The organism is Pseudomonas petroselini (assembly GCF_045037875.1).
In the GTDB taxonomy this organism is placed as follows: domain Bacteria; phylum Pseudomonadota; class Gammaproteobacteria; order Pseudomonadales; family Pseudomonadaceae; genus Aquipseudomonas; species Aquipseudomonas petroselini.
The window spans coordinates 3,459,872-3,486,164 of sequence record NZ_CP173614.1 but is presented as its reverse complement, the minus strand read 5'-3'; the positions used below and the strand labels follow the sequence as shown (position 1 = coordinate 3,486,164).

Genomic DNA, 26,293 nt, shown 5'->3' with positions numbered 1-26,293 from the left:
TTGAATCCCCGGCGCGCTGCACATAGACTCCGGCGATGCGTTTACGTCATATCGAAGTGATTCAAGCCATCTTGCAGACCGGACACCCAGGCTTGGCCGCCGAGTGGTTGCAACTCCCCGTGGGCGATGTGGACGCGGCGCTCAAGGAGGCCGAGGCGCAATTGGGCTTTATGCTGTTCGCCAGCGTCCGTGGACGCTTGCAGGCGACACGGGAAACCCTGGAGCTGCAGGCGGAAATCGCCCACGTGTATGAGGCGCTGGAACCAGTGCAGCGCCTCGCCAGCCGCCTGAAACACCATCACGCCCCGACCCTGCGCGCCCTCTGCACCCCGCCCCTGGCCAATCAACTGTTGCCGCAAAGCATTGCGCTGCTGCGCCGACGCTTCCAGGACACGCCGTGCAACCTGTCAAGCCAGCCGACCCGCGAGATCGTCAGGAGCCTGCTGCTGCACGAAGCCGACGTAGGCCTGAGCCTGCATGACCCGGAACACCCACAGATCCACAGCACCGTGCTGGCCCAAGGCAAGCTGCAATTGCTCGCGCCGCATGGCTGGCTCAAACCCAAGCAGAAGTACATCGCGCTGCAGGACCTGGCCGGGCAAGCGATGATCGGGCTCGAAGGCCAGGACCCGCTCAGCCGCTTGCTGGATGCCAAGCTGCAAGCCCTGCGCCCGCTGCCGGTGGTGCAGACGCGCGTACAGACTTATCAGATGATGCGCAGCATGGTGGAAGCGGGAGAAGGCCTGGCGGTGGTCGACCCTTTCACCGCGTTCGGCGCACGCGAGGCCGGGCTGGATGCGTGCCCGGTGTCGCCGCCAATCATGGTCAGCCTGTATGCGCTGACCCTCAAGGAGGGCGTGACCTCCCCAGCGCTGAATGCATTGCTGGAGATCGTGACGCAGAAGGCCGAAGGCCTGTTGGCGGGCTAAGCCTTGTCGACTTCGCTCTTGAACAGCCGATACCAGAAAATCGCCACTTCGCGGGTTTGCGGATCAATGCCGCGATAGCGCAGGTGGTCGATGCCGCCCATCACGTAGCCGCAGCGCTCGTACAAACGGCAGGCCCCGAGGTTGTTGTTCTGGGTTTCCAGCATCATGCCGGGCAGGTTTTTCTTGCGGCTCCAGAACTGCGCCACATCCAGCAGCGCCTTGGCCACGCCATGGCGCCGGGCGGGCAAGGCCACGGCCAATTCGTCGACATGGGCAAAGCCGTTCCAATTGGTGCTGACCACGATGTGTCCTACCGGGCGGTCGTCCAGGTAGGCCATGAAGATCGCGCTGTCGGGCGCGTCGCGAAAACTGGCGAACTCTTCCGGATCGATGCCATAGCACTTGCGGTACGGCAAGATGCGCTCCACAGGCCATTGATCGACCCGCTTGCCCATCTGCGGCTCACCGTAGGCGCTGACTTCAAAGCTGAAATCATTGCCCCACACATAGGCGTCAAAGCCTTCGTCGGCGACCCGTACACTGAGCCCTGGATACTTCGGGTTCATTACAGCTTGCATAAACATTCTTAACCCTTGATGCAATCGACGGTGTAACAACGACCACTGCCGTCATCTTCGTGTTGTAACCCATGAACATCGGCGACAAAACCGGGGAAACTGCTATCGAACGTCCGGGCAAAGGCCAGGTAGTCGATAATCGAACGCGTCGACTCGGTGAAGCGCTCGCCCGGCATGATCAGTGGAATACCGGGCGGATAAGGCACCAGCATCACGGCTGCGATGCGCCCTGGCAAGGCATCGATGGAAACCGCTTCCACTTCCCCCCTGACCAACTGGTCGTAGGCATCCGCGGGTTTCATCGCGATCTCCGGCAGAACGGTATACATCCGTTTAAGGTGCTTTGCAGTGGCGTTGCTACGGTAACAGCTATGCAGTTGGTCGCACAGGTCGCGCAGGCCCAGGCCTTGATAGCGCGTGGGGCCTTGGGCAAACACCGATGGCAAACAACTGGCCAGGCTCACGTTGGCGTCGTAGCTGCGCTTGAACTCCAGCAATTCGGTGAGCAAGGTACTCCATTTGCCTTTGGTAATACCCATGGAGAACAGCACGAGGAAGGAATACAACCCGGTCTTTTCCACCACCAGACCACGCTCCCAGAGGAACTTGCTGACCACGGCAGCCGGAATCCCGCAATCGCTCAGGGCGCCGCCGGCGTTGAGGCCGGGCATCACCAGCGTCACTTTGATCGGGTCCAGCAGCACGTAGTCCTCGGCGACCTCGCCAAAGCCATGCCAGTCAGCCTGGGGATGCAACAGCCAATCAGCGGTGACGACCCGGTCGATGCCCGCCACCGACGGCGGTTGCCAGATGGTGAACCACCAATCCTCGGCGGCAATGTGCTGGCGCAAGTTGGCCAGCGCCCGACGGAAGCTCAGGGCTTCGTCGAACATTTCCTGCAACAGCGAACGCCCGGCCGGACCTTCCATCATCGCCGAGGCCACATCCAGCGAAGCAATGATGCTGTACTGCGGCGACGTCGAGATATGCATCATGAAGGCTTCGTTGAAACGGTCACGGTCCAACTGACGCGCGCCGCCGTCCTGCACGTGGATCATCGAAGCCTGGCTGAACGCGGCCAGCAGTTTGTGGGTGGAGTGGGTGGTGAACACCAGCGGGCTGTCCGGCGTGCGCGAAGTGCCCATGCCGTAGCGCCCGGCGAAGAACTCATGAAACGCCGCGTAGGCGTACCAGGCCTCATCAAAATGCAGCACCTCGACGCTGTTGCCCAATTGCTGCTTGATCAACTCGGCGTTGTAGCACAGGCCGTCATAGGTGGAATTGGTGACCACGGCCATCTTGACCTTGGGCGCCCGGCCACGGGTCAACGGGCTGGCGTCGATCTTGGCGCGGATCGACTCGGGGCTGAATTCGCTCAAGGGAATCGGGCCGATGATCCCCAGTTCGTTGCGCTCCGGGCACAGGTACAAGGGGATGGCGCCGGTCATGATGATCGAGTGCAACACCGACTTGTGACAGTTGCGGTCCACCAGCACCAAGTCATCGCGCCCGACCATGGAATGCCACACGATCTTGTTGGCGGTGGACGTGCCGTTGATCACGAAGAAGGTGTGGTCCGCGCCAAAGTTGCGGGCGGCGCGGGCCTCGGCTTCGGCCAGCGGCCCGGTGTGGTCCAGCAGCGAGCCCAGTTCGGGCACCGACACCGATAAGTCCGAACGCAGGGTGTTTTCCCCGAAAAATTGATGGAACGCCTGCCCCACCGGGCTTTTGCGGTAGGCCACGCCGCCGCCATGGCCGGGGGTGTGCCAGGAATAGTTGGAATCAGCGGTGTGCTGCACCAGCGCCTTGAAGAACGGCGGCAACAGGCCATCCAAGTAAGTGCGCGCCGCACGGGCAACTTGCCGGGCGAGAAACGGCACGGTGTCTTCGAACAGGTACAGAATGCCGCGCAGCTGGTTAAGCTCGCTCATGGCGTCGGCCGGCGCATTTTCCAGGGTGACTTGCTCGCCCAGGGCAAAGATCGGCAGATTAGGCGCCCGCAGCCGCGCGAGCCGGATCAGCTCGACCATGTTCTGCAACAGATGGGTATTCTCGCCAGCGCCTTCGGCGGCGATCAGCATGCACGCCAGGCCATGATGGGTGGAGGCCACCAGCCGGCCCTCGGCGTAGTCCACTGCCGAGAAAATACTGAAGCCCTCCTGTTCCAACTCTCGGGCGATGCCTCGGACCCGGTCACCGGCGACGGTGTCGGCCTTGATGTCGCGGTGCACGATAAGGACGGGGAACTTCAGGTCTTTGTACATGAGTGCTTGTTGTCCTGAGGGCTATGCACTCAAGGGTAGAAGCTGGGAGTGGATGTGGCGAATGAAGATTTCGCAGGCAGATGGAGATCAACGGTGGGAGGGGGCAAGCCCCTTCCCACCTTTGGATTGCGTGCAGCCAGGCTATTGCTGGGTCAGTTGAGTCCACAACGCCGGCGCACCCGCCGACTTGGCAATCGCTTCCAACCTTGCCGCATGCTCGGCCAAGTCTTGCTCACTGGCACGAATAATAGGCGTGGGCTTGCGATCAGCCGGCAGCCGGCGGATTTCCGAAGGACGGTTACCCGAGCCTTCCGCCGAGCCCGTGCCATCCGACGCGTTGCCCGCCAGGGACAGGCTGGTCTGCCCGCCGGTCATGGTCAGGTAGACGTCGGCGAGGATCTCGGAGTCGAGCAAGGCGCCGTGCAGTTCACGGCCGGAGTTGTCGACGCCATAACGTTTGCACAAGGCATCGAGGCTGTTGCGCTGGCCGGGGTGACGCTCACGGGCCATCATCAAGGTGTCGAGGATCGAGCAGTGCTTGGAAATGTCTGCGCGATCGGTCTGCCCCATCAGGGCGAATTCGTTGTTGATGAAGCCGACGTCGAACGCCGCGTTATGGATGATCAACTGGGCGCCGTTGATGAATTCGAAGAACTCATCGGCGACTTCGGCAAAACGCGGCTTGCCCTTGAGGAATTCGTCAGTGATACCGTGGACGCCGATCGCGCCTTCGTCACTGTCGCGGTCCGGTTGCAGGTAGACGTGGAAGTGACGACCGGTGAGGCGGCGACCCATCAATTCGACACAGCCGATTTCAATGATCCGGTGGCCGTCGGTCACCGGCATGCCGGTGGTTTCGGTATCGAGTACAACAGATCGGATGGCCATCAGGGTTCAGCTCTCAACGGTGTGGTGTGCAGTGTGGTGTGCGTCAACGGGCGCGATCTTAACACGTGAGTCGCCATCAGCTCTGCTTGTAGCCGCGCACTTCGTCCACGCCCCGGTTGGCAAGCTGGTCCGCGCGCTCGTTGCCAGGGTGGCCGATGTGACCGCGCACCCATTTCCAGGTGATGTCATGGCGATTGCATTGCTCGTCCAGCAGCTGCCACAGGTCGGCATTTTTCACCGGTTCCTTGGCCGCGGTCTTCCAGCCACGCTTCTTCCAGTTGACCATCCACTCGTTGATGCCCTTCATCACGTATTGCGAGTCGGTCACCAGCAGCACGTTGCAGCGGCGCTTGAGTTCTTCCAGGCCACGAATCGCGCCCATCAGTTCCATGCGGTTGTTGGTGGTGTTGGCTTCACCGCCCCACAACTCTTTCTCCACGCCCTTGCACACCAGCAACGCGCCCCAGCCGCCAGGGCCCGGGTTGCCTTTGCAGGCGCCATCGGTGAAGAGTTCTACGCTATCGGTCATCGGTTACTCGGTATTCATTCAAGAAGAGGGTTGCGCATCGCTTTGCTTGCGGTTGACCTTGGCCATCGGCATCGGCACCAGTTTGCCCATCGGCTCACGGCGCACCTGCTGCACCGGCCGCAGCCCAACCACGATCTTGCGCGCCACCAGCAGATAGAAGCCGCCACCCGCCAACTGCCAGGCACCTGCGCGGCGCTCCCAACCGGCCAGGCGGCCTTGCCACTTGGTCGACGCAAGCGGCGGACGATAGCACCCGAAGCGGCGTTTCTCCAGCGCGAAGCCCAGCAGGTTAAGCCAGTCGCCCACCCGCTGCGGCGAGATGCAACGCGCCTGGCGCAGGCCATCGTGGGCGAACGCATGGCGCAGGCCCCAGCTGCTCCAGGGGTTGATCCCCACAATCAGCAAATGGCCACCCGGCCGTACGCTGCTCGCCGCTTCGCGCAGCAAGCCATGGGGTGACAGGCAGAAATCCAGGCCATGCTGCAACACCACCACGTCGGCGGCGTGCTCGCTCAAGGGCCAGGCCTGTTCTTCGCAAACGATCTCCACCCCCGGCAACGGCGCCCCCAAGCGCACATTGCGCTGCACTTGGGGCGCACACGGCGGCGTCTCGGCCGAAGGGCCGTAATGCACCAGATAGCCACCAAAGAACCGGCCCAGCTCGTCTTCGAGCATGCGCCGTTCCTCGTCCAGCAGAAATTGCCCGATGGGACCGGACAGCCATTCGCGGGCGGCGCTGATCAGGGCCAGCCACTCAGGATCGGCCTGGGCGAACGCTTTATCAGTCATTGCATTCTCCAACTCGCCTAGACGTTCTAAGATGCACCAATGTGTTCAGCTTGGCGAATCGAAGAATGATACAGATCAGTGCCCTGCCCGCCTTCACCGATAACTACATCTGGTTGTTACAGGACCCGCACACCCAACGCTGCGCCGTGGTCGACCCCGGCGATGCCGCCCCGGTGCTGGACTGGCTCGAACAGCATCCAGGCTGGGCCCTCAGCGACATCCTGGTCACCCACCATCACCATGATCATGTCGGCGGCGTCGAACAGCTCAAAGGCGCTACCAACGCCAAGGTCTACGGCCCGGCCAACGAGAAGATCCCCGCACGGGACGTGGCCTTGAACGATAACGACCGCATCACGGTACTCGGCTGGGACTTCGACATTTATACAGTGCCCGGCCACACCCTGGGCCATATCGCCTTTTATCACACCGGCGTGCTGCTGTGCGGCGACACCCTGTTCGCCGCCGGCTGCGGGCGCCTGTTCGAAGGCACGCCGGAACAGATGTACACCTCCCTTGAACGGTTGGCCGCCCTGCCGGCCGACACCCGGGTGTACTGCACCCACGAATACACACAAAGTAACCTCAAGTTCGCCCAAGCGGTGGAACCGGATAACGCCGATATCGCCGAACGAGTGGAAAGCGTCCGCCAACTGCGCGCCCGTGGCGAGATCACATTGCCTTCCAACCTGGCCCTGGAGCGGCTGACCAACCCTTTCCTACGTACCTCTGAAACATCCGTTAAACAAAAAGCGGACGAACGGAATGGGCGCGACAACCGCTCTGGGGCCGAGGTGTTTGCTAGCTTGAGGGCGTGGAAAGATAAGTTCTAACCAGAAGCAATCTGATACGTAATTTCTGAATGGTTGACCGGAACCGAACGGGTTTCTAGAATCGCCCGACATTTTTGCCCGGAACTTACTTCCAGCCAATGTCGTCATCTATTCGTAAATCCAACCATTCAGACGCATTGACCCGCCTGGCTCAAGCTGTGGCGGTGGCTGTGTCCGCCACGCTGGCGGGCTGCCAATCAAGCAATTTCACCGCACAATCCACCGTGCAACCCAAGCCGAACCTTAGCGCCAAGATCAAACAGAAACCCGTCATCTGGCTGTCAGAGAAGCCTGCACCCGAAGTGCCCCAAGACGTCTGGGAACGCATGCGACGGGGCTTTCAATTGCAGGAAGGCCTAGGTGTAAACCCGCGCATCGAGCAACAGCGCCTGTGGTTCGCCAGCAACCCTTCCTTCCTGGAGAACGCCGGAGAACGCGGCAGCCTCTACATTCACTACATCGTCGAACGCCTTGAAGAACGCAACATGCCCCTGGAGCTGGCGCTGCTGCCGGTGATTGAAAGTGCCTACAACCCGATGGCCTATTCGCGCAGCGATGCGGTCGGCCTGTGGCAGTTCATCCCCTCCACCGGGCGCTACTTCAACCTGCGCCAGACCCGCGCCTACGACGGCCGCCGCGACATCACCGCCTCCACCACCGCCGCCCTCGACTACCTGACCCGCCTGCACGACATGTTCAACGGCGACTGGCTGCTGGCCCTGGCCGCCTACAACGCTGGCGAAGGCACGGTGAGCCGGGCAATCGAGCGCAACGAGAAGCTCGGCCTGCCGACCGACTACTGGAACCTGCCCCTGCCCCAGGAAACCAAGGACTACGTGCCCAAGTTCCTGGCACTGTCCCAGGTGGTGCTGGCGCCCGAGGCCTATGGCGTCAACCTGAACCCGATCGCCAACACGCCGTACTTCGAAGTGGTTGAAGTCAAGCAGAGCATGGACCTGTCACGGGTTGCCGCGCTGGCCGAGATCGACGAAGACGAACTGTTCCAGCTCAACCCCGCCCTGAAACAACGCACCACCCTGGACGGTCCCCAGCATTTGCTGGTGCCCAGCTCCAAGGCGCAACTGCTCACCAGCACCCTGTCGACGATGAAGCCGGAAGAATTACTGGCGATGCGTCCGAAAAAGCAGGTGTTCGACGAAGTCGAGACCGCCCGGGTGGCCGGCCGCAGCCGCAGCTACAAAGTGCGCAGTGGCGACAACCTCACGCTTATCGCCAAGGCCAACAAGGTCGACGTGCATGACCTGCAACGCTGGAACAAACTCAACGGCCAGGCCCTCAAGGTCGGCCAGACGCTGGTAATGCAGGACACGCGCAAGCTGGTGGCCAAGGCCGACAGCAAGAAGCCCGTGCAGTACAAAGTCAAGAAAGGCGACTCGCTGTACATCGTCGCCAAGCGCTTCAACGTTGAGATGCAACATCTCAAGCGCTGGAACCCGCGCACAGGCCAGGCCTTGAAGCCAGGGCAGATGCTGGTGGTATCAGGTCCACGCTAAGTTTCATGAACACTGGGGAACCAATGTGGGAGGGGGCTTGCCCCCGATAGCAATGTACCAGCCAACAGATTCATTGGCAGGTCTACCGCTATCGGGGGCAAGCCCCCTCCCACATTGGCCCTGCATCAGCCGACTGGCTTTTTCCAACCGGAACAAGCTGTTACTGTACCGATCATAAAGCCCAAGCCGCCTGGATCGGATCTCTGACTTGACGCGTCCCCTCCTTCTACTAATAAGTCTGGCCTTGAGCTTTGGTGCGAACGCGACGATTACCGAGAGCCACGGTTATACGCAGTTCGGCAGCCTCAAGTACCCGGCCAAATTCACCCACTTCGATTGGGTAAACCCTGCAGCGCCGAAAGGCGGGACATTGCGGGTCATGGCATTTGGCACCTTCGATACCCTCAATCCCTATACCTTCAAGGGCTCAAGCCCGGTTTCCACGCCCAATTTCCTGCAATACGGCGTGAATGAGCTGAATGAGCCATTGATGGTCGGCACCGGCCTTTATGCGCCGTCCGGCGATGAACCCACCTCCAGTTATGGGCTGATCGCGCAGTCGGTAGAGTACAGCGAGGACCGCAGTTGGGTGGTGTTCAACCTGCGCCCCCAGGCGCGCTTCCACGATGGCAAGCCAATCACCGCCTACGATGTGGCGTTTTCCTATCGCACGCTGCTGACCGAAGGCCACCCGCAATACCGCACCAACCTGCAGGAAGTGGCACGGGTGGATATCCTCAACCGTCACCGCATCCGCTTTGTGTTCAAGCGCGCCGGCAACCCGTTGCTGATCCTGCGCCTGGGCGAGTTGCCGGTATTGCCCCAGCACTATTGGAAGAACCGCGACTTCAAGGCCACCACCTTCGAACCGCCGCTGGGCAGCGGGCCATACCGTATCACCCAGGTCAGCCCTGGGCGGCAACTGGTGTTCGAACGGGTCAAGGACTACTGGGGCAAGGACCTGCCGGTCAACCAGGGTTTCTATAACTACGACAAGGTCGAAGTGGAGTTCTACCGCGACAGCGACGTGGCCTTCGAAGCCTTCAAGGCCGGCGAGTTCGATATCTATATCGAGCACCAGGCCAAGAACTGGGCCAACGGCTACACCTTCCCGGCAGTGAACCGGGGTGATGTGATCAAGGCGCAGATCGCCCACCAGATCCCGACCCAAAGCCAAGGCCTGTTCATGAACACCCGGCGGCCGACCTTCAGCCAGACCAAGGTGCGCGAAGCCCTGGGACTGATGTTCGACTTCGAATGGACCAACCGCACCCTGTTCAGCAGCGCCTATAAACGCACCTTGAGCTACTACCCCAACAGCGAGTTCGCCGCGACCGGCGTGCCCACGGGGCATGAATGGCTGATGCTCTCGCCGTACCGCGACCAGTTGCCGGCCAACCTGTTTACCCAGCCGTTCAGCCTGCCCCAGACCGACGGCCGCGGCATCCCCCGCGAGACGCTGCGCCACGCCCTGGCGTTGCTCGGCGAGGCCGGTTGGAAACTGTCAGGCCAACGGCTGCTGAACAAGGACGGTCAACCGCTGCGCTTCGAGATCCTGCTGGTCAACCCGAACCTGGAGCGCATCCTGCAGCCCTACGTCGAGAACCTGATCAGCATCGGCATCGACGCACGCCTGCGGACCGTCGACCGCGCCCAGTACAAGCAGCGCCTGGATCAATTCGACTTCGACATGATCCTGATCACCCTCAACCAGACCTTGAGCCCCGGCCTTGAGCAGTGGCAGTACTTCCACTCCAGCCAGGCCGCGATCAAGGGCAGCAAGAACTACGCAGGCATCGCCAACCCGATTGTCGATCACCTGCTGGAACAACTGCTGGCCGCCAAGACCCGCGAGGAGCAACTGGCCGCCGGCCGTGCCCTGGACCGCGTGCTGCTGTGGCAGCACTACAGCATTCCCAACTGGTACCTCAACTATCATCGCTTGGCGTACCGCAACCGGTTCGCCTTTGTCACCACGCCGCCCTACAGCCTGGGCCTGAGCGCGTGGTGGCTGAAAGCTTCGGAGAAAGCCCAATGATGTATTTGCGTACTGCCCTGCTCGGCAGCCTGCTGCTGTGCACCGTGGCCCAAGCCGCTCCGCAACATGCGTTGACGCTGTACAACGAACCGCCGAAATACCCCGCCGACTTCAAGCACTTCGACTACGTCAACCCGGACGCCCCCAAGGGCGGCACGTTCCGCGAGTCGGCCATGGGCGGCTTCGACAGCCTCAACCCCTACATCAGCAAAGGTGTGCCGGCCGATAACCTGAGCCTGATCTACGACACCCTGGCCATGCAAAGCCTGGACGAGCCCATCACCGAATACGGCCTGGTCGCCGGCAAGATCGAAAAAGCCTCCGACAACAGCTGGGTGCGGTTCTACCTGCGCCCCGAAGCACGCTTCCATGATGGCCACCCGATCCGTGCCGAAGACGTGGTGTTCACCTTCCAGGAACTGATCAAGGAAGGCTCGCCGATCTATCGCACGTATTACGCCGACGTCGACGAAGTGATCGCCGAAGACCCGCTGAAGGTGCTGTTCAAGTTCAAGCGCACCAATAACCGCGAATTGCCGCTGATCCTCGGGCAACTGCCGGTATTGCCCAAACATTGGTGGGCGACCCGCGACTTCGCCAAGGGCAACCTGGAAGTGCCGCTGGGCAGCGGGCCGTACAAGGTAGCCGAGGTCAAGGCCGGGCGCATGATCCGCTATGAGCGAGTCAAGGATTACTGGGCCAAGGACCTGCCAGTCACCCAAGGTTTCTACAATTTCGATAACCGCATCACCGACTATTACCGCGACAGCACCGTGTCGCTGGAGGCGCTGAAGGCCGGGCAGTTCGATTACTGGCTGGAATTCAGCGCGAAAAACTGGGCCAATGCCTACAACATCCCGGCAGTGACTGAGGGCCGCTTGATCAAGGAAGAAATCCCCAACGGCAACCCCACCGGGATGCAGGGCTTTGTGTTCAATACGCGCAAGCCGATGTTCCAGGACGTGCGCGTGCGCAAGGCCATCAGCCTGCTGCTGGATTTCGAGTGGAGCAACAAGCAGCTGTTCAATGGGGCCTATACCCGCACCCGCAGTTATTTCGAAAACTCGGAAATGGCCGCCACCGGCCTGCCCGGCCCGGACGAGCTGGCGATTCTCGAACCGCTGCGCGACAAGATCTCGCCCGAAGTCTTCACCCAGGCCTTCGAACCCTCCAAGACCGATGGCAGCGGCATGATCCGCAACCAACAGCGCGAGGCGTACCAGTTGCTGCAGGACGCCGGCTGGCGGATCGTCGATGACAAGATGGTCGACACCACCGGCAAGCCGGTGAAAATCGAATTCCTGCTGGCCCAGACGGAGTTCGAACGCATCCTGTTGCCGTTCAAGCGCAACCTGGCCGACCTGGGCATAGACCTGGTGATCCGGCGAGTGGACGTCTCGCAATTCGTCAACCGGATCCGCTCGCGGGATTTCGACATGCTGGTGGGCAGCTTCCCCCAGTCCACCTCACCGGGCAATGAACAACGGGAATTCTGGAAATCCTCCAGCGCCGACAAGCCGGGCAGCCGCAATTACATGGGGCTCAAGGATCCAGCCGTCGACCAGCTGGTAGAAGAACTGATCGATGCACACTCGCGAAAAAGCCTGGTGGCCCACGCCAAGGCGCTGGATCGCGTACTGCAATTTGGCTACTACGTGATCCCCAACTGGCACATCAAGACCTACCGCGTGGCGTATTGGAATCACCTCGGGCACCCCAAGGTCCCGCCGCGCTACGACGTCGGCACCGCGACCTGGTGGGCCAAACCCAACGTCAAACCGGCTATTCCTTTAGACACAAGCACCAACGCCGATCCGGCGAGCGGAGGCGATTAAATGCTGGCCTATATCTTTCGCCGCCTGTTGCTGATCATCCCGACGCTGTTCGGGATCCTGCTGATCAACTTCGTCATCATCCAGGCCGCCCCCGGTGGCCCCGTGGAGCAGATGATCGCCAAGCTCGAAGGCTTTGAGGGCGCCACCAGCCGCATTGCCGGCGGCGGGGCCGAAGTGTCGGTGGCCGGCTCCAGCAGTTACCGTGGCGCCCAGGGCCTGGACCCGACGCTGATCAAGGAAATCGAAAAGATGTACGGTTTCGACAAGTCGGCGCCGGAACGCCTGTGGATCATGGTCAAGAACTACGCCCAGCTGGATTTTGGCGACAGCTTCTTCCGTGACGCCAAGGTTATCGACCTGATCAAGGAAAAGATGCCGGTGTCCATCTCCCTCGGGTTATGGAGCACGCTGATCATGTACCTGGTGTCGATCCCCCTCGGGATCGCCAAGGCCACCCGACATGGCAGCCATTTCGACGTATGGACCAGTTCGGCAATCATCGTCGGTTATGCGATCCCGGCGTTCCTGTTTGCGATCCTGCTGATCGTGGTGTTTGCCGGCGGCAGTTATTTCGACTGGTTCCCCTTGCGCGGGCTGACGTCGAACAACTTCGACGAGTTGAGCTGGGGCGCCAAGGTCCTCGATTACTTCTGGCACCTGGCGCTGCCGATTACCGCGCTGGTGATCGGCAACTTCGCCACCATGACCCTGCTGACCAAGAACAGCTTTCTCGACGAGATCAACAAGCAGTACGTGGTCACCGCCAAAGCCAAGGGCCTGACCAACCACCGTGTGCTGTACGGCCATGTGTTCCGCAACGCCATGCTGCTGGTGATCGCCGGTTTCCCCTCGGCGTTCATCGGCATCTTCTTCACCGGTTCATTGCTGGTGGAGGTGATCTTCTCCCTCGACGGCCTGGGCCTGATGAGCTTTGAAGCGGCGATCAACCGCGACTACCCGGTGGTGTTCGGCACGCTGTTCATCTTCACCCTGCTGGGGCTGATCGTGAAACTGATCGGCGACCTCACCTACACCCTGGTCGATCCGCGAATCGACTTTGCCAGCCGGGAGCATTGAGATGAACCTGTCCCCCCTCAATCGCCGCCGGTTCGAGCGGTTCAAGGCCAACAAGCGCGGCTGGTGGTCGCTGTGGCTGTTCCTGATCCTCTTCGTGCTGAGCCTGGGCGCAGAGCTGATCGCCAACGACAAGCCGCTGGCCGTGCACTACGACGGCGGCTGGTATTTCCCGGCGCTCAAGCGCTACCCGGAGACCACCTTTGGCGGTGAATTCCCGCTGGAGGCCAACTACAAGAGCCCCTATATCCAGGAACTGCTCAAGGCCAAGGACGCCTGGACGTTGTGGGCACCGATCCCGTTCAGCTACCAGAGCATCAACTACGACCTCAAGGTGCCCGCACCGGCGCCGCCCTCTTCGGTGAACTTGCTGGGCACCGATGACCAGGGGCGCGATGTGTTGGCGCGGGTGATCTACGGGTTCCGCGTGTCGGTGCTGTTTGCCCTGACCCTCACGGTGCTCAGCTCCATCATCGGCGTAATCGCCGGGGCCTTGCAGGGCTTCTATGGCGGCTGGGTCGACCTGGCCGGACAGCGCTTCCTGGAAATCTGGTCTGGGTTGCCGGTGCTGTACCTGTTGATCATCCTCGCCAGTTTCGTGCAGCCCAACTTCTGGTGGCTGCTGGGGATCATGCTGCTGTTTTCCTGGATGAGCCTGGTGGACGTGGTGCGCGCCGAGTTCCTGCGCGGCCGCAACCTCGAATACGTGCGCGCGGCCAGGGCCTTGGGCATGCAGAACGGCGCGATCATGTTCCGCCACATCCTGCCCAACGCGATGGTTTCGACCATGACCTTCATGCCGTTCATCCTCACCGGCGCCATAGGCACGCTCACCGCCCTGGACTTCCTCGGCTTCGGCTTGCCGGCCGGGTCGCCATCGCTGGGCGAGCTGGTGGCCCAGGGCAAATCCAACCTGCAAGCGCCGTGGCTGGGCATGAGTGCCTTTGCCGTGCTGGCGATCATGTTGAGTTTGCTGGTGTTTATCGGCGAGTCCGCTCGCGATGCCTTCGACCCGAGGAAATGAGATGAATCAGGACAATCTGATCGAAATCCGCGACCTCTCCGTCGAGTTCGTCACCGGCGACCATCACCAACGCGTGGTGAACAACGTCAGCTTCGACATCAAGCGCGGCGAAACCATCGCGCTGGTGGGCGAAAGCGGCTCGGGCAAATCGGTCACCGCCCACTCGATCCTGCGCCTGCTGCCCTACCCGCTGGCGCGGCATCCTTCCGGCACCATCAACTATGCCGGGCAGGACCTGCTGACACTGAAAGAAAAAACCATCCGGCACATTCGCGGCAACCGCATTGCGATGATCTTCCAGGAGCCGATGACCTCGCTGAACCCGCTGCACAACATCGAGAAACAGATCAACGAAGTGTTGGGCCTGCACAAGGGGCTCACCGGCAAGGTCGCCACCCAGCGCACCCTGGAGTTGCTGGAATTGGTGGGCATCCCCGAGCCGCACAAGCGCCTCAAGGCCCTGCCCCATGAACTCTCCGGCGGCCAGCGCCAGCGGGTGATGATCGCCATGGCGCTGGCCAATGAACCCGAACTGCTGATCGCCGATGAGCCGACCACGGCCCTCGACGTGACGGTGCAGTTGAAAATCCTCGAATTGCTCAAGGAGCTGCAGGCACGGCTAGGCATGGCGCTGCTGCTGATCAGCCATGACTTGAACCTGGTGCGGCGCATCGCCCATCGCGTGTGCGTGATGCAAAAAGGCTGCATCGTTGAACAGGCCGATTGCGAGACGCTGTTCCAGTCGCCCCAGCACCCCTACACCCAGGAACTGCTGGCGGCGGAACCCAGCGGCGGCCCGGCGACCAATGTGATTGGCCCGCCGTTGCTGGAAGTCGATGACCTGAAAGTGTGGTTTCCGATCAAGAAGGGCTTTTTGCGCACCACCGTCGATTACGTCAAGGCGGTGGACGGCATCAACTTCAGCCTGCCCCAGGGACAGACCCTGGGCATCGTCGGCGAAAGCGGCTCGGGCAAATCCACCCTGGGCCTGGCGATTCTGCGGTTGATCGGCAGCAAGGGCGGCATTCGTTTTGAAGGTCAGCAACTGGATCGGCTCACCCAGCAACAGGTGCGACCGTTGCGTCGGGAAATGCAGGTGGTGTTTCAGGACCCGTTTGGCAGCTTGAGCCCGCGGATGTGCGTCAGTGAGATCGTCGGCGAGGGGCTGCGCATCCACAAGATGGGTACGCCTGCCGAGCAGGAGGCGGCGATTATTGCGGCGCTCAAGGAAGTGGGGCTGGATCCGGAATCACGGCACCGATACCCGCATGAGTTCTCTGGCGGTCAGCGGCAGCGTATTGCCATTGCCCGGGCGTTGGTGCTCAAGCCACGCCTGATTCTGCTGGACGAGCCGACCTCGGCGCTGGATCGCACGGTGCAGCGGCAGGTGGTCGAGTTATTGCGCAGTTTGCAGGCTAAGTACAACTTGACCTATCTGTTTATCAGCCATGATTTGGCGGTGGTTAAGGCGTTGAGTCACCAGTTGATGGTGGTGAGGCATGGGCAGGTGGTGGAACAGGGGGATGCAGCGGGGATTTTTGCTGCGCCGCAGCATGGGTATACGCGGCAGTTGCTGGAGGCGGCGTTTTTGGTGCCTGCTGCTCGTGTAGATTGACGCAGTACCTATCCGTTAATGGGGGATGGCTGTCCGCCCTTACGGCGGGTCACTTTTGAAAAGAGCCGGGATACCGGCCCAGCCAAACGTATCGACCTGATGTAGGGAAATCAAACGGTGGGAGGGGGCTTGCCCCCGATGGCGGTGTGTCAGCTGATACCTCTGTAACTGCCCCACTGCTATCGGGAGCAAGCCCCCTCCCACACTTGACCGAGATCGACAGTCAGAAACCGGCCGATTCCAAGGCCGCCACTCTGGGCGGAGAGATCAACCAGCTCTGCTTTTGATCTACACCACGCCATGCCGAGCCTAGGCGAGGCAGCGAGTAGTGGGGCGAAGCATTTTTGGCGCGCTTCCAAAAGTGCCCCGCTGTAAGAGCAGAACCCTAAGTAGCCGTTACCGAAGAAACGGATATGTACGCCAATCCCACGGAACTTTGCCAGGAAATAACCGCCTGAATCCGGTACGCTCACCCTTTTTACTCAAGGAGTTACTCCCCATGGCCAAAGCCACCGCCCGTCACATCCTCGTTTCCACTGAAGACAAGTGCAACGAACTCAAGGCCCAAATCGAAGGCGGCGCCGATTTCGCAGAAATCGCCAAAGCCAACTCCAGCTGCCCTTCCAGCCGCGACGGCGGCAACCTGGGTTCGTTCGGTCCAGGCCAGATGGTCAAGGAATTCGACACCGTCGTCTTCAGCGCCCCGGTCAACACCGTGCAAGGCCCGGTGAAAACCCAGTTCGGCTACCACCTGCTGGAAGTCACCAGCCGCCAGGACTGATCCTGTCTGTGCTGATGCTATAAACAACGGCCCGCCTTTTGGTGGGCCGTTGTGCATGTGATGACTGGCGACGCTGATGCCGTTAGCGTACAAATCCCTTTTATTCTTCACACGGCGTTCAAGGCTGACAATGCGATTGGCTTTTTCCTACATGCTGAGCTCGACCCTGGCCCTGCTGCTGGCCAGTTCCGCCGTGATCGCGGCGCCCCAACCCTACCTGACGGTGTACGGCGAACCGGCCAAGTACCCCGCCGGTTTTACCCATTTCGACTACGCCAACCCCAACGCCCCCAAAGGCGGCAGCCTGCGCCGCTCGGCCATCGAGATTGGGCGCTTCGACCATGTGCTGCCGTATATCGACAAAGGCATCGGCGTGTCCCAGGTCGACGGCTGGCTCTACGCGCCCCTGGCCCAGCGCTCCCTCGACGAGCCCTACACGGTCTACGGCCTGGTCGCCGAGAAGATGGAACGCGCCGACGATGGCCTGTCGCTGCGCTTTTTCCTCAACCCCAAGGCACGCTTTGCCGACGGCAAGCCGATCACCGCCGAAGACGTGCGCTACAGCTTCGACCTGTTGATGACCCAAGGCAGCCTGCGCTTTCGCACCCTGTTCGCCGACGTCAAGCACGTCGAGGTCGAGGGCGAGCGTCAGGTACGCTTCGATTTCTCCAGCAATGAAAATCGCACCCTGCCCCTGGATATCGCCACCCTGCCCGTCTTCCCGGAGCACTGGTGGAAGACCCGCGACTTCGCCAATGGCGGCGGCTATGAAGCGCCCTTGGGCAGCGGCCCGTACAAGGTCAGCAAGATCGACTCCGGCAGCACCATCACCTTTACCCGCGACCCGAACTGGTGGGGCAAGGACTTGCCCGTCAGCCGTGGCCTGTACAACTTCGATCACCTGAGCCTGGAATATTTCGGCGACACCGAAGTGGCCCGCCAGGTACTGCGCGGCGGCGCCTACGATTTCAACCGCGAATTTTCCGCCACCGGCTATTCCATCGGTTACAACGGCCCGGCCCTGGATGACGGTCGCCTGCAACGCGCGCACCTGGCCAAGGAGATGCCGCAACCGGCCCAGGGTTATGTGTTCAACGTGCAAAAACCAGTCTTCAAGGACCGCCGCGTGCGCCAGGCCCTCGCGATGCTGTGGGACTTCGAATGGGCCAACCGGCAGATGATGCGCAATATGTATATCCGCCAACAAAGCTTCTTTTCCAATAGCCCGTTGGCGGCCAGCCAGCCGCCGACCCAAGAAGAACTGGCGATTCTTGAACCGTTGCGCGGCCAGGTGCCCGACGAGGTGTTCACCCAAGTGTTCAAGGCGCCGGTTACCGACGGCAGCGGCATGATCCGCGACAAACAGCTGCAGGCACTGGCCTTGTTGGAAGAGGCCGGCTGGAAACCGGACGGCGACAAGCTGGTTAACGCCGAGGGCGAGCCGCTGGAGTTTACCTTCCTTAACGCCCAATCTGGCCTCGAACGCCTGTTGCTGCCGTACAAACGCAACCTGGCGCAGATCGGTATCACCCTGAATATCCGCCGTATCGACGCCTCCCAATATGTGAACCGGGTGATGGCACGGGACTACGACATGATCGTCACCGGCTTCCCGGTCACTACCTCGCCGGGCATGGAGCTCTACAACTATTTCGGCTCGGCCGCCGCCTTTGACCCCGGCGCCAACAACTACATGGTGCTCAAGGACCCGGCCGTCGACAGCCTGATCAAGGGCCTAGTCAAGGCCGACACCCAGGCGCAGATGCTCACCTACGCCCACGCGCTGGACCGCGTGCTGCAATGGAACTACCTGTGGATTCCCAATTACTACCCGCCCGGCACGTCCGCCGCGTGGTGGAACCGCTTCGGCCGCCCGGCCATCGAGGCGAAAAACGACGAAGCCCTGGAAACCTGGTGGGAAATCAGCCCCACGCCCCTAACCAACGAGCAAATGAAGGCTGAGCTGAACAAACGCGGAGGTGCACGCTGATGTTTGCCTATATCGTGCGGCGCCTGCTGCTGATCATCCCGACGCTGGTGATCATCCTGTTGGTGAATTTCGTGATCGTACAGGCCGCTCCTGGCGGGCCGGTGGAACAAGCCATCGCTCACCTGCAAGGGATTGGCGGCGGTGGCGTCGGTGGTTCATCCGGCGAAAGCATCAGCGGCGGCTCCCGCGCGAGCCGTGGCCTGGACCCGAAGCTGATCGCCGACATCGAAAAACAGTACGGCTTCGACAAGCCCGCGCCGGAACGCCTGTGGCTGATGCTCAAGAGCTATGCGCAGTTGGACTTCGGCAACAGCTTCTTTCGCGGCAAGACCGTGATCGACCTGATCCTGGAAAAAATGCCGGTGACCATTTCCCTCGGCCTGTGGGCCACGCTGATCACCTACCTGGTGTCGATACCCCTGGGGATTCGCAAGGCGGTGCGCCATGGCAGCAGCTTCGACGTATGGAGCAGCACCGCGATTGTGATCGGCTATGCGATGCCTGCGTTCTTGTTCGCGATGTTCCTGATCGTGGTCTTTGCCGGCGGCACCTCGCTTAACTGGTTCCCGGTGCGCGGGCTGGTGTCGGAAAACTTCGAAGAGCTGAGCACCGTGGGCAAGATCGCCGACTATTTCTGGCACCTGGTCTTGCCGGTCACCTCGTTGGTCATCGGCGGGTTCGCCACGCTGACCATCCTGACCAAAAACTCGTTTCTGAATGAAATTACCCGCCAGTACGTGGTGACGGCGCGCGCCAAGGGCTTGAGCGAACGGCGCGTGCTGTACGGGCATGTGTTCCGCAACGCGATGTTGCTGGTGATCTCGGGCATTCCGCAGGCGTTTATCGCGGTGTTCTTTGCCGGCTCGCTACTGATCGAGGTGATCTTCTCCCTCGACGGCCTGGGCCGTATGAGCTACGAAGCCGCGGTGTCCCGCGATTATCCGGTGGTGTTCGGTTCGCTGTTTATCTTTACGTTGTTCGGCCTCTTGATAAAACTCATCGGTGACCTCTGCTACACCCTGGTGGACCCGCGTATCGACTTCGCCGCGAGGAACGCCTGATGCTTAATCTGTCTCCCGTGGCGCGTCGGCGTTTCGAGCGGTTCAAGAAGAACCGTCGTGGCTGGTGGTCGCTGTGGCTGTTTATCGGCCTGTTTATCCTGACCCTCGGCGGCGAGTTGATCGCCAATGACAAGCCCTTGGTGCTGAGTTTCAAGAACGAGCTGTATTTCCCGGTGTTCAAGCGTTACACCGAGCAGCAGTTCGGCGGCCAGTTGCCGTTCCAGGCCGACTACCGCAGTGACTACGTGCAAAAGCTGATAGAGCAGGACGGCGGCTGGATGCTGTTCCCACCGATCCCGTTCAGCGACGACACGCCCAACTACGAACTGACCCGCCCTGCCCCCAGCCCGCCCTCGGCGGTGAACTGGCTGGGCACCGATGACCAGTCGCGGGATGTGCTGGCGCGGGTGATCTTTGGCGCACGCGTGTCGATCCTGTTTGCCTTGGCGCTCACCGCGATCAGCGCTGCCATCGGCATTGCCGCCGGTGCATTGCAGGGCTATTACGGCGGCTGGGTGGATTTGATCGGCCAGCGCGTGCTGGAGGTGTGGTCCGGGCTGCCGGTGCTGTACCTGCTGATCATCCTGTCAGGTTTTGTGGAGCCGAATTTCTGGTGGTTGCTGGGGATCATGGCGCTGTTTTCCTGGCTGGCCTTGGTAGACGTGGTGCGCGCCGAGTTCCTGCGCGGACGCAACCTGGAATACGTCAAGGCCGCACGAGCCCTGGGCTTGGGCGACGGCAAGATCATTCGCCGGCATATCCTGCCCAACGCCATGACCGCTACGTTGAGCTACCTGCCGTTTATCCTGACCGGGGCGATTGCCACCTTGAGCGCCCTGGATTTCCTCGGTTTTGGCATGCCGGCGGGCAGCGCGTCGCTGGGTGAACTGATCGCCCAGGGCAAGCAGAACCTGCAAGCGCCGTGGCTGGGCCTCACGGCGTTTTTCACCTTGGCGCTGATCCTGTCGCTGCTGGTCTTTATCGGCGAGGCGTTGCGTGACGCCTTCGACCCCCGTTCATGAGTGCCTCCCCTATGAACCTGATCGAAATCCGCGACCTCAACGTCGCTTTCAGTGGCCAGACCGTGGTCCGCCACCTGAGCCTGGACGTTCGCCCCGGCGAGTGCCTGGCGCTGGTGGGTGAGTCGGGCTCGGGCAAGTCGGTGACGGCCCATTCGATCCTGCAACTGCTGCCGGAAGCGGGCACCGACACCACCGGTTCCATCACGTATCGCGGCCAGGAGTTGATCGGCGCCTCGGCCTCGACGTTGCAGAAACTGCGCGGTGACCGCATTGCGATGATCTTCCAGGAGCCGATGACCTCCCTGAACCCGCTGCACAGCATCGAAAAGCAGATCGGCGAAACCCTGCTGCTGCACAAGGGCTTGGGCGGCAAGGCGGCGCAGGCGCGCATCCTCGAATTGCTCGAGCTGGTGGGCATCCAGAAACCCCAGGAACGCCTCAAGGCTTATCCGCATCAATTGTCCGGCGGCCAACGCCAACGGGTGATGATCGCCATGGCCCTGGCCTGCGAGCCGGAGCTGTTGATCGCCGACGAACCCACCACCGCCCTGGATGTGACCGTGCAGCGCAAGATCCTGCTGCTGCTCAAATCCCTGCAACAACGCCTGGGCATGTCGCTGCTGCTGATCAGCCATGACCTCAACCTGGTGCGCAGTATCGCCCAGCGCGTGTGCGTCATGCGCGCCGGCGAGATCGTTGAGCAGGCCGACTGTGAGACCTTGTTCACCGCGCCCCAGCATCCTTATAGCCAGTTGCTGCTGGATGCGGAACCGGCCGGTGATGCGCTGTGCAGCGATGCGCGCGAGACGGTGTTGCAAGTGGATGACCTGACCGTGCAATTCCCCCTTGGCGGCGGGTTGTTCCGCCGCAAGACCTACCTGCGTGCGGTGGACGGCATCAGCCTCAGCGTGCAGCGCGGCAAGACCCTGGGGATTGTCGGCCAGTCCGGCTCAGGCAAGTCCACGCTGGGCCAGGCAATCCTGCGTTTGCTCGACTCCACCGGCAGCATCCGCTTCCAAGGCGAAGCGCTCGACCCGTTGAATAACCAGCAAATGCGCCCTTGGCGCAAGCAGATGCAGGTGGTGTTCCAGGACCCCTACGGCAGCCTCAGCCCACGCATGACCGTGGAACAGATCATCAGCGAGGGCCTGGAAGTGCACGCGCCGTGCAGCCTGGCCGACCGCGATGCGCAGGTGATCCAGGTGCTCAAGGACGTCGGCCTCGACCCGGCCAGTCGCCACCGCTACCCGCATGAATTTTCCGGTGGGCAGCGCCAACGCATCGCCATCGCTCGCGCCCTGGTACTCAAGCCGGCGCTGATGCTGCTGGATGAACCGACCTCGGCCCTCGACCGCACCGTGCAGAAACAAGTGGTGGCATTGCTGCGTGAGCTGCAGGAGAAATACGGCCTGACCTACCTGTTTATCAGCCATGACCTGGCCGTGGTGCGGGCCATGGCCCATGACATGATTGTGGTCAAGGACGGTAAGGTGGTGGAGCGCGGCGCCAGCCATGAGGTGTTCGATGCACCGCAACACCCGTACACCCAAGAGCTGCTGGCAGCGGCGCACATCCCCTTGTAAACACGCCCGCTCCCACAAGGATCGCGATTCCATGTCCAATTTGTGTTGGTGGCCTAAACATGAACATCACCGATAACCTCAAGGACTACCAACAGGTTCGTGGCCTGGCCATCCAGTCGCTGTTCGAGATCATCGAGCAGTCCAGCGAAGGCACGGTGATTGTCGACCGCGACGCCAATATCGTCTGGATGAACGAGCGCTACGCCAAGCGCTTCGGCCTGAAAAGCGCCGACGAAGCCATCGGCCAGCCATGCGAGCAGGTGATTTCCAATAGCCTGTTGCGCCAGGTGGTGCGCAATGACCAGCCGATCCTGCTGGATATCCAGGACACGCCCAAGGGGCCACTGGTGGTGATGCGCTTGCCGATCCACAACGAGGCCGGCGCGGTGATCGGCGCAATCGGGTTCGCGTTGTTTGATGAGCTGCGCAACCTGTCGCCGCTGATCGAGCGCTACCTGAGCATGCAGCAAGAGCTGGCCTCGACGCGCTCGCTGCTGCGTTCACGCCAGAGCAAGTACAACTTCGCGCATTTCATCGGCACCAGCGCTGCCAGCCTCGAAGTGAAACGCCGGGCGCGGCGCAGTGCGAGTGCCGAATCGCCGGTATTGCTGCTGGGCGAGACCGGCACCGGCAAGGAATTGCTGGCCCAGGCGATTCACGGTGCCTCCACGCGGGCGCACAAGGCCTTTGTCAGTATCAACAGCGCCGCGATTCCCGCTGACCTGCTGGAGGCCGAGTTCTTCGGCACCGCACCGGGCGCGTTTACCGGCGCCGACCGCAAGGGCCGTCCGGGCAAATTCCAGATTGCCCAGGGCGGCACCTTGTTCCTGGATGAAATCGGCGACATGCCGCTGCCGCTGCAAAGCAAACTGCTGCGGGTGCTGCAGGAAAAGGAATTCGAGCCGGTCGGCTCCAACGAGATGCTGCACAGCGATGTGCGCGTGATCGCGGCCACGTCCATGGACCTGGAAGCGGCGATCAAGCGCGGTGAGTTCCGCGCCGATCTGTATTACCGGCTGAATGTGCTGCCGATCCAGGTGCCGCCGTTGCGTGAACGGCTGGACGATATTCCGGCATTGAGCGAGGCGATCCTGGAGGAGCTGCGCAGCCAGCATGAACTGGACCACGCGGCGTTGGCCTTGCTGGCACAGCATGCGTGGCCGGGGAATATCCGTGAACTGCGCAATGTGCTGGAGCGGGCGGCGTTGCTGAGTGATGACCTGGTGCTGAATGCCGGTGAGATTCGTGCGGCGATTGGCACTTTCACCCCCGTGGAACGTGGCAGTGCCGTGCCGGCGGTTGAGGGTGAGTCGTTCAGCGCAGCGCGGGAGCGGTTTGATCGGCAGGTGATTGGCGCGGCGTTGAGGGCGTGCGAGGGGAATGTGGTGGAAGCGGCCAAGCGGTTGGGGCTTGGGCGGTCGACGCTGTACAAGAAGATGGTGGCCCTGGGCATCGACTGATCTCTAAAAAGAGACACCATTATCAATATAGAGACTTTCTAATGTGGGAGGGGGCTTGCTCCCGATAGCAGTGTGTCAGCCAGATATTATTGACTGACACACTGTCATCGGGAGCAAGCCCCCTCCCACAGGTGCCTTCATTTGTCTCAAGTTTGAGACAAGATTCAAAAGCCTCATACGATTTTCGAAATTTATTCATATATTTCAACCACTTAAATAATTGGCACACATCTCGCTATAGCCCTTCTCCAAAGCCTCACCCACAAAAATAACAATTCGATGGAGACACACCATGAGTGTGATCATTGCCCTGGCAGCCCTCGCGCTGCTGATGCTGGCTGCTTACCGTGGCTATAGCGTTATCCTGTTTGCCCCCATCGCCGCCCTCGGCGCTGTCCTGCTCACTGACCCTTCCGCCGTCGCCCCTGCGTTTACCGGGGTGTTCATGGAAAAGATGGTCGGCTTCATCAAACTGTACTTTCCGGTGTTCCTGCTTGGCGCGGTGTTCGGCAAGCTGATCGAGCTGTCGGGCTTTTCACGCTCGATCGTGGCGGCGGCGATCCGCTTGCTCGGCACGCGCCAGGCGATGCTGGTGATTGTGCTGGTCTGCGCCCTGCTCACGTACGGCGGCGTGTCGCTGTTCGTGGTGGTGTTTGCGGTGTACCCGTTCGCGGCGGAGATGTTCCGCCAGAGCAATATCCCCAAGCGCCTGATCCCGGCGACCATCGCCCTCGGCGCGTTCTCGTTCACCATGGACGCCCTGCCCGGCACGCCGCAGATCCAGAACATCATCCCCAGCACGTTCTTCAACACCACGGCCTGGGCCGCGCCCTGGCTGGGGTTGATCGGTACGATCTTCGTGTTCTGCGCCGGCATGCTGTACCTGGCGCGCCAGCGCAACAAGGCGCAACGTGCCGGTGAAGGTTATGGCACCGAGCTGCGCAACGAGCCGGAAACCGCCGAGAACCTCACCCTGCCCAACCCGTGGATCGCGCTGTCGCCGCTGATCCTGGTGGGCGTGATGAACCTGTTGTTCACCCACTGGATCCCGCAGTGGTACGGCAAGACCCACAGCCTCAGCTTGCCGGGAATGAGCACGCCGGTGACCACCGAAATCGCCAAGCTGACGGCGATCTGGGCGGTGCAGGCCGCATTGCTGGTGGGCATCGTCATGGTGCTGGTGTTTGGCTGGTCGGCGATCAAAAGCAAACTCGCCGAAGGCAGTAAAAGCGCGGTCAGCGGTGCGCTGCTGGCGGCGATGAACACCGCGTCGGAATACGGCTTTGGTGCGGTGATCGCCTCGCTGCCGGGCTTTCTGGTGCTGGCGGACTGGCTCAAGGGCATCCCCAACCCGCTGGTCAACGAAGCGATCACCGTGACCCTGCTGGCCGGTATCACCGGTTCTGCTTCCGGCGGCATGAGCATCGCCCTGGCGGCCATGTCCGAGAGCTTTATTTCGGCGGCCCATGCGGCCAATATCCCCCTTGAAGTGCTGCACCGCGTCGCGGCCATGGCCAGCGGCGGCATGGACACCCTGCCCCACAACGGCGCGGTGATCACGCTGCTGGCGGTCACCGGCCTGACCCACCGCGAAGCCTACAAAGACATTTTCGGCATCACGATCATCAAGACCCTCGCGGTGTTCGTGGTGATCGGTACTTTCTATGCCACCGGCATTGTGTGAGGTTTTCATGACGACATTGAACGGCAAGACCGCCCTGGTCACCGGTTCCACCAGCGGCATCGGCCTGGGCATCGCCCTGAGCCTGGCCAAGGCCGGCGCCAACCTGATCCTCAACGGCTTCGGCGACGCCCGTGCGGTCATCGCCCAGGTGCAGGCCTTCGGCGGCAAGGTCGGCCACCACCCGGCCGACGTCAGCGACCCGGCGCAGATCGCCGACATGATCGCTTACGCCGAGCGTGAATTCGGCGGCGTGGACATCCTCGTCAACAACGCCGGCATCCAGCACGTGGCGGCGGTCGAAGACTTCCCCGCCGAGCGCTGGGACTCCATCATCGCGATCAACCTGTCGTCGGTGTTCCACAGCACGCGTTTGAGCTTGCCGGGGATGAAGGCCAAGGGCTGGGGGCGTATCGTCAACATCGCCTCGGTGCATGGCCAGGTCGGTTCGGTGGGCAAGGCAGCGTACGTGGCGGCCAAGCATGGCGTGATTGGCTTGACCAAGGTGGTCGGGCTGGAAACGGCCACCAGCAACGTCACCTGCAACGCGATTTGCCCTGGCTGGGTGCTGACGCCGCTGGTGCAGAAGCAGATCGATGATCGCGCCGCCAACGGCGTAGACCCGCAACAAGCGCAGCATGATTTGCTCGCGGAGAAGCAGCCGTCGCTGGAGTTTGTGACGCCGCCGCAGTTGGGTGAACTGGTGCTGTTTTTGTGCAGCGAAGCCGGCAGCCAAGTGCGCGGCGCCGCGTGGAATATCGACGGCGGCTGGCTGGCCCAGTAACAGCGGACACTGGCATTCAAA

21 protein-coding genes are annotated in these 26,293 nt (G+C 61.6%); 16 read left to right on the top strand and 5 right to left on the bottom strand.

From position 1 onward, the window contains the following. Positions 1–35: 35 nt before the first annotated feature. Positions 36–929 carry a LysR substrate-binding domain-containing protein gene (locus tag ACI512_RS16095; protein ID WP_236383781.1) on the top strand — a complete coding sequence of 298 codons (894 nt, stop codon included), beginning with the start codon at positions 36–38 and terminating at the stop codon, positions 927–929. Here the strand turns inward: ACI512_RS16095 and ACI512_RS16090 are convergent. From ACI512_RS16090 to ACI512_RS16070, 5 genes are all read right to left on the bottom strand, one after another. Next, positions 926–1,507, bottom strand: coding sequence for a GNAT family N-acetyltransferase (locus ACI512_RS16090; RefSeq protein WP_064053935.1), 582 nt, complete (start codon positions 1,505–1,507; stop codon positions 926–928). The genes ACI512_RS16095 and ACI512_RS16090 overlap by 4 nt on opposite strands. A gap of 8 nt (positions 1,508–1,515) precedes the next feature. After that, positions 1,516–3,771, bottom strand: a complete 2,256-nt coding sequence (locus tag ACI512_RS16085; protein WP_012723843.1) for an Orn/Lys/Arg decarboxylase N-terminal domain-containing protein — start codon at positions 3,769–3,771, stop codon at positions 1,516–1,518. Between the two features lie 141 nt (positions 3,772–3,912). Next, a complete protein-coding gene (gene dnaQ / locus ACI512_RS16080; protein WP_163825756.1) occupies positions 3,913–4,653 on the bottom strand; it encodes a DNA polymerase III subunit epsilon in 741 nt (246 codons plus the stop codon). Between the two features lie 82 nt (positions 4,654–4,735). Next, positions 4,736–5,188, bottom strand: coding sequence for a ribonuclease HI (gene rnhA, locus ACI512_RS16075; protein ID WP_003173571.1), 453 nt, complete (start codon positions 5,186–5,188; stop codon positions 4,736–4,738). A gap of 18 nt (positions 5,189–5,206) precedes the next feature. Next, on the bottom strand, positions 5,207–5,977 hold the full coding sequence (locus tag ACI512_RS16070; RefSeq protein WP_043205244.1) for a class I SAM-dependent methyltransferase: 771 nt from the start codon (positions 5,975–5,977) through the stop codon (positions 5,207–5,209). 65 nt (positions 5,978–6,042) lie between these two features. On the opposite strand from ACI512_RS16070, the gene gloB reads away from it, so the two are divergent. The 15 genes from gloB (at position 6,043) to ACI512_RS15995 (ending at position 26,272) form a co-directional block, all read left to right on the top strand. Further along, positions 6,043–6,810 carry a hydroxyacylglutathione hydrolase gene (gene gloB / locus ACI512_RS16065; RefSeq protein ID WP_236382271.1) on the top strand — a complete coding sequence of 256 codons (768 nt, stop codon included), beginning with the start codon at positions 6,043–6,045 and terminating at the stop codon, positions 6,808–6,810. Between the two features lie 98 nt (positions 6,811–6,908). Continuing rightward, entirely contained in the window at positions 6,909–8,324 is a 1,416-nt protein-coding gene (locus ACI512_RS16060) for a lytic transglycosylase domain-containing protein (protein WP_046034069.1), read from the top strand. A 208-nt stretch (positions 8,325–8,532) separates the two neighbouring features. Further along, positions 8,533–10,362 (top strand): extracellular solute-binding protein, encoded by a 1,830-nt coding sequence (locus ACI512_RS16055; protein ID WP_231809026.1) that lies wholly within the window; start codon positions 8,533–8,535, stop codon positions 10,360–10,362. Beyond that, complete coding sequence (locus ACI512_RS16050; protein ID WP_236382273.1) at positions 10,359–12,197, top strand: extracellular solute-binding protein; 1,839 nt, start codon at positions 10,359–10,361, stop codon at positions 12,195–12,197. The genes ACI512_RS16055 and ACI512_RS16050 overlap by 4 nt, the downstream gene beginning before the upstream one ends. After that, positions 12,198–13,274, top strand: a complete 1,077-nt coding sequence (locus tag ACI512_RS16045; protein ID WP_236382275.1) for a microcin C ABC transporter permease YejB — start codon at positions 12,198–12,200, stop codon at positions 13,272–13,274. Position 13,275: 1 nt separating this feature from the next. Beyond that, on the top strand, positions 13,276–14,295 hold the full coding sequence (locus tag ACI512_RS16040) for an ABC transporter permease (protein WP_012723835.1): 1,020 nt from the start codon (positions 13,276–13,278) through the stop codon (positions 14,293–14,295). A gap of 1 nt (position 14,296) precedes the next feature. After that, on the top strand, positions 14,297–15,910 hold the full coding sequence (locus tag ACI512_RS16035; protein WP_405121213.1) for an ABC transporter ATP-binding protein: 1,614 nt from the start codon (positions 14,297–14,299) through the stop codon (positions 15,908–15,910). 499 nt (positions 15,911–16,409) lie between these two features. Beyond that, positions 16,410–16,691 carry a peptidylprolyl isomerase gene (locus ACI512_RS16030; protein ID WP_010210937.1) on the top strand — a complete coding sequence of 94 codons (282 nt, stop codon included), beginning with the start codon at positions 16,410–16,412 and terminating at the stop codon, positions 16,689–16,691. Between the two features lie 130 nt (positions 16,692–16,821). Continuing rightward, positions 16,822–18,681: an extracellular solute-binding protein gene (locus tag ACI512_RS16025; protein ID WP_012723833.1), complete on the top strand. Its 1,860-nt coding sequence runs from the start codon at positions 16,822–16,824 to the stop codon at positions 18,679–18,681. Beyond that, positions 18,681–19,742, top strand: coding sequence for a microcin C ABC transporter permease YejB (locus ACI512_RS16020; RefSeq protein WP_012723832.1), 1,062 nt, complete (start codon positions 18,681–18,683; stop codon positions 19,740–19,742). The genes ACI512_RS16025 and ACI512_RS16020 overlap by 1 nt, the downstream gene beginning before the upstream one ends. Continuing rightward, positions 19,742–20,764: an ABC transporter permease gene (locus ACI512_RS16015; protein ID WP_405121212.1), complete on the top strand. Its 1,023-nt coding sequence runs from the start codon at positions 19,742–19,744 to the stop codon at positions 20,762–20,764. Before ACI512_RS16020 ends, ACI512_RS16015 begins: the two co-directional genes overlap by 1 nt. An 11-nt stretch (positions 20,765–20,775) precedes the next feature. Continuing rightward, positions 20,776–22,347: an ABC transporter ATP-binding protein gene (locus ACI512_RS16010; protein WP_405121895.1), complete on the top strand. Its 1,572-nt coding sequence runs from the start codon at positions 20,776–20,778 to the stop codon at positions 22,345–22,347. A gap of 59 nt (positions 22,348–22,406) precedes the next feature. Then, positions 22,407–23,807, top strand: coding sequence for a sigma-54-dependent Fis family transcriptional regulator (locus tag ACI512_RS16005; RefSeq protein ID WP_102060309.1), 1,401 nt, complete (start codon positions 22,407–22,409; stop codon positions 23,805–23,807). 292 nt (positions 23,808–24,099) lie between these two features. Next, the gene (locus tag ACI512_RS16000) at positions 24,100–25,491 is read left to right on the top strand and encodes a GntP family permease (protein WP_046034062.1); all 1,392 of its coding nucleotides are present in this window, start codon (positions 24,100–24,102) and stop codon (positions 25,489–25,491) included. Between the two features lie 7 nt (positions 25,492–25,498). Further along, a complete protein-coding gene (locus ACI512_RS15995; RefSeq protein WP_236381723.1) occupies positions 25,499–26,272 on the top strand; it encodes a 3-hydroxybutyrate dehydrogenase in 774 nt (257 codons plus the stop codon). Positions 26,273–26,293 lie beyond the last annotated feature (21 nt).

Excerpts from the sequence above, each read along its gene's own strand:
- ACI512_RS16095 (WP_236383781.1), top strand. The coding sequence starts at position 36 with ATGCGTTTACGTCATATCGAAGTGATTCAAGCCATCTTGCAGACCGGA.
- ACI512_RS16090 (WP_064053935.1), bottom strand. The coding sequence starts at position 1,507 with ATGCAAGCTGTAATGAACCCGAAGTATCCAGGGCTCAGTGTACGGGTC.
- ACI512_RS16085 (WP_012723843.1), bottom strand. The coding sequence starts at position 3,771 with ATGTACAAAGACCTGAAGTTCCCCGTCCTTATCGTGCACCGCGACATC.
- rnhA (WP_003173571.1), bottom strand. The coding sequence starts at position 5,188 with ATGACCGATAGCGTAGAACTCTTCACCGATGGCGCCTGCAAAGGCAAC.
- ACI512_RS16070 (WP_043205244.1), bottom strand. The coding sequence starts at position 5,977 with ATGACTGATAAAGCGTTCGCCCAGGCCGATCCTGAGTGGCTGGCCCTG.
- gloB (WP_236382271.1), top strand. The coding sequence starts at position 6,043 with ATGATACAGATCAGTGCCCTGCCCGCCTTCACCGATAACTACATCTGG.
- ACI512_RS16060 (WP_046034069.1), top strand. The coding sequence starts at position 6,909 with ATGTCGTCATCTATTCGTAAATCCAACCATTCAGACGCATTGACCCGC.
- ACI512_RS16050 (WP_236382273.1), top strand. The coding sequence starts at position 10,359 with ATGATGTATTTGCGTACTGCCCTGCTCGGCAGCCTGCTGCTGTGCACC.
- ACI512_RS16045 (WP_236382275.1), top strand. The coding sequence starts at position 12,198 with ATGCTGGCCTATATCTTTCGCCGCCTGTTGCTGATCATCCCGACGCTG.
- ACI512_RS16040 (WP_012723835.1), top strand. The coding sequence starts at position 13,276 with ATGAACCTGTCCCCCCTCAATCGCCGCCGGTTCGAGCGGTTCAAGGCC.
- ACI512_RS16035 (WP_405121213.1), top strand. The coding sequence starts at position 14,297 with ATGAATCAGGACAATCTGATCGAAATCCGCGACCTCTCCGTCGAGTTC.
- ACI512_RS16030 (WP_010210937.1), top strand. The coding sequence starts at position 16,410 with ATGGCCAAAGCCACCGCCCGTCACATCCTCGTTTCCACTGAAGACAAG.
- ACI512_RS16025 (WP_012723833.1), top strand. The coding sequence starts at position 16,822 with ATGCGATTGGCTTTTTCCTACATGCTGAGCTCGACCCTGGCCCTGCTG.
- ACI512_RS16020 (WP_012723832.1), top strand. The coding sequence starts at position 18,681 with ATGTTTGCCTATATCGTGCGGCGCCTGCTGCTGATCATCCCGACGCTG.
- ACI512_RS16015 (WP_405121212.1), top strand. The coding sequence starts at position 19,742 with ATGCTTAATCTGTCTCCCGTGGCGCGTCGGCGTTTCGAGCGGTTCAAG.
- ACI512_RS16010 (WP_405121895.1), top strand. The coding sequence starts at position 20,776 with ATGAACCTGATCGAAATCCGCGACCTCAACGTCGCTTTCAGTGGCCAG.
- ACI512_RS16005 (WP_102060309.1), top strand. The coding sequence starts at position 22,407 with ATGAACATCACCGATAACCTCAAGGACTACCAACAGGTTCGTGGCCTG.
- ACI512_RS16000 (WP_046034062.1), top strand. The coding sequence starts at position 24,100 with ATGAGTGTGATCATTGCCCTGGCAGCCCTCGCGCTGCTGATGCTGGCT.
- ACI512_RS15995 (WP_236381723.1), top strand. The coding sequence starts at position 25,499 with ATGACGACATTGAACGGCAAGACCGCCCTGGTCACCGGTTCCACCAGC.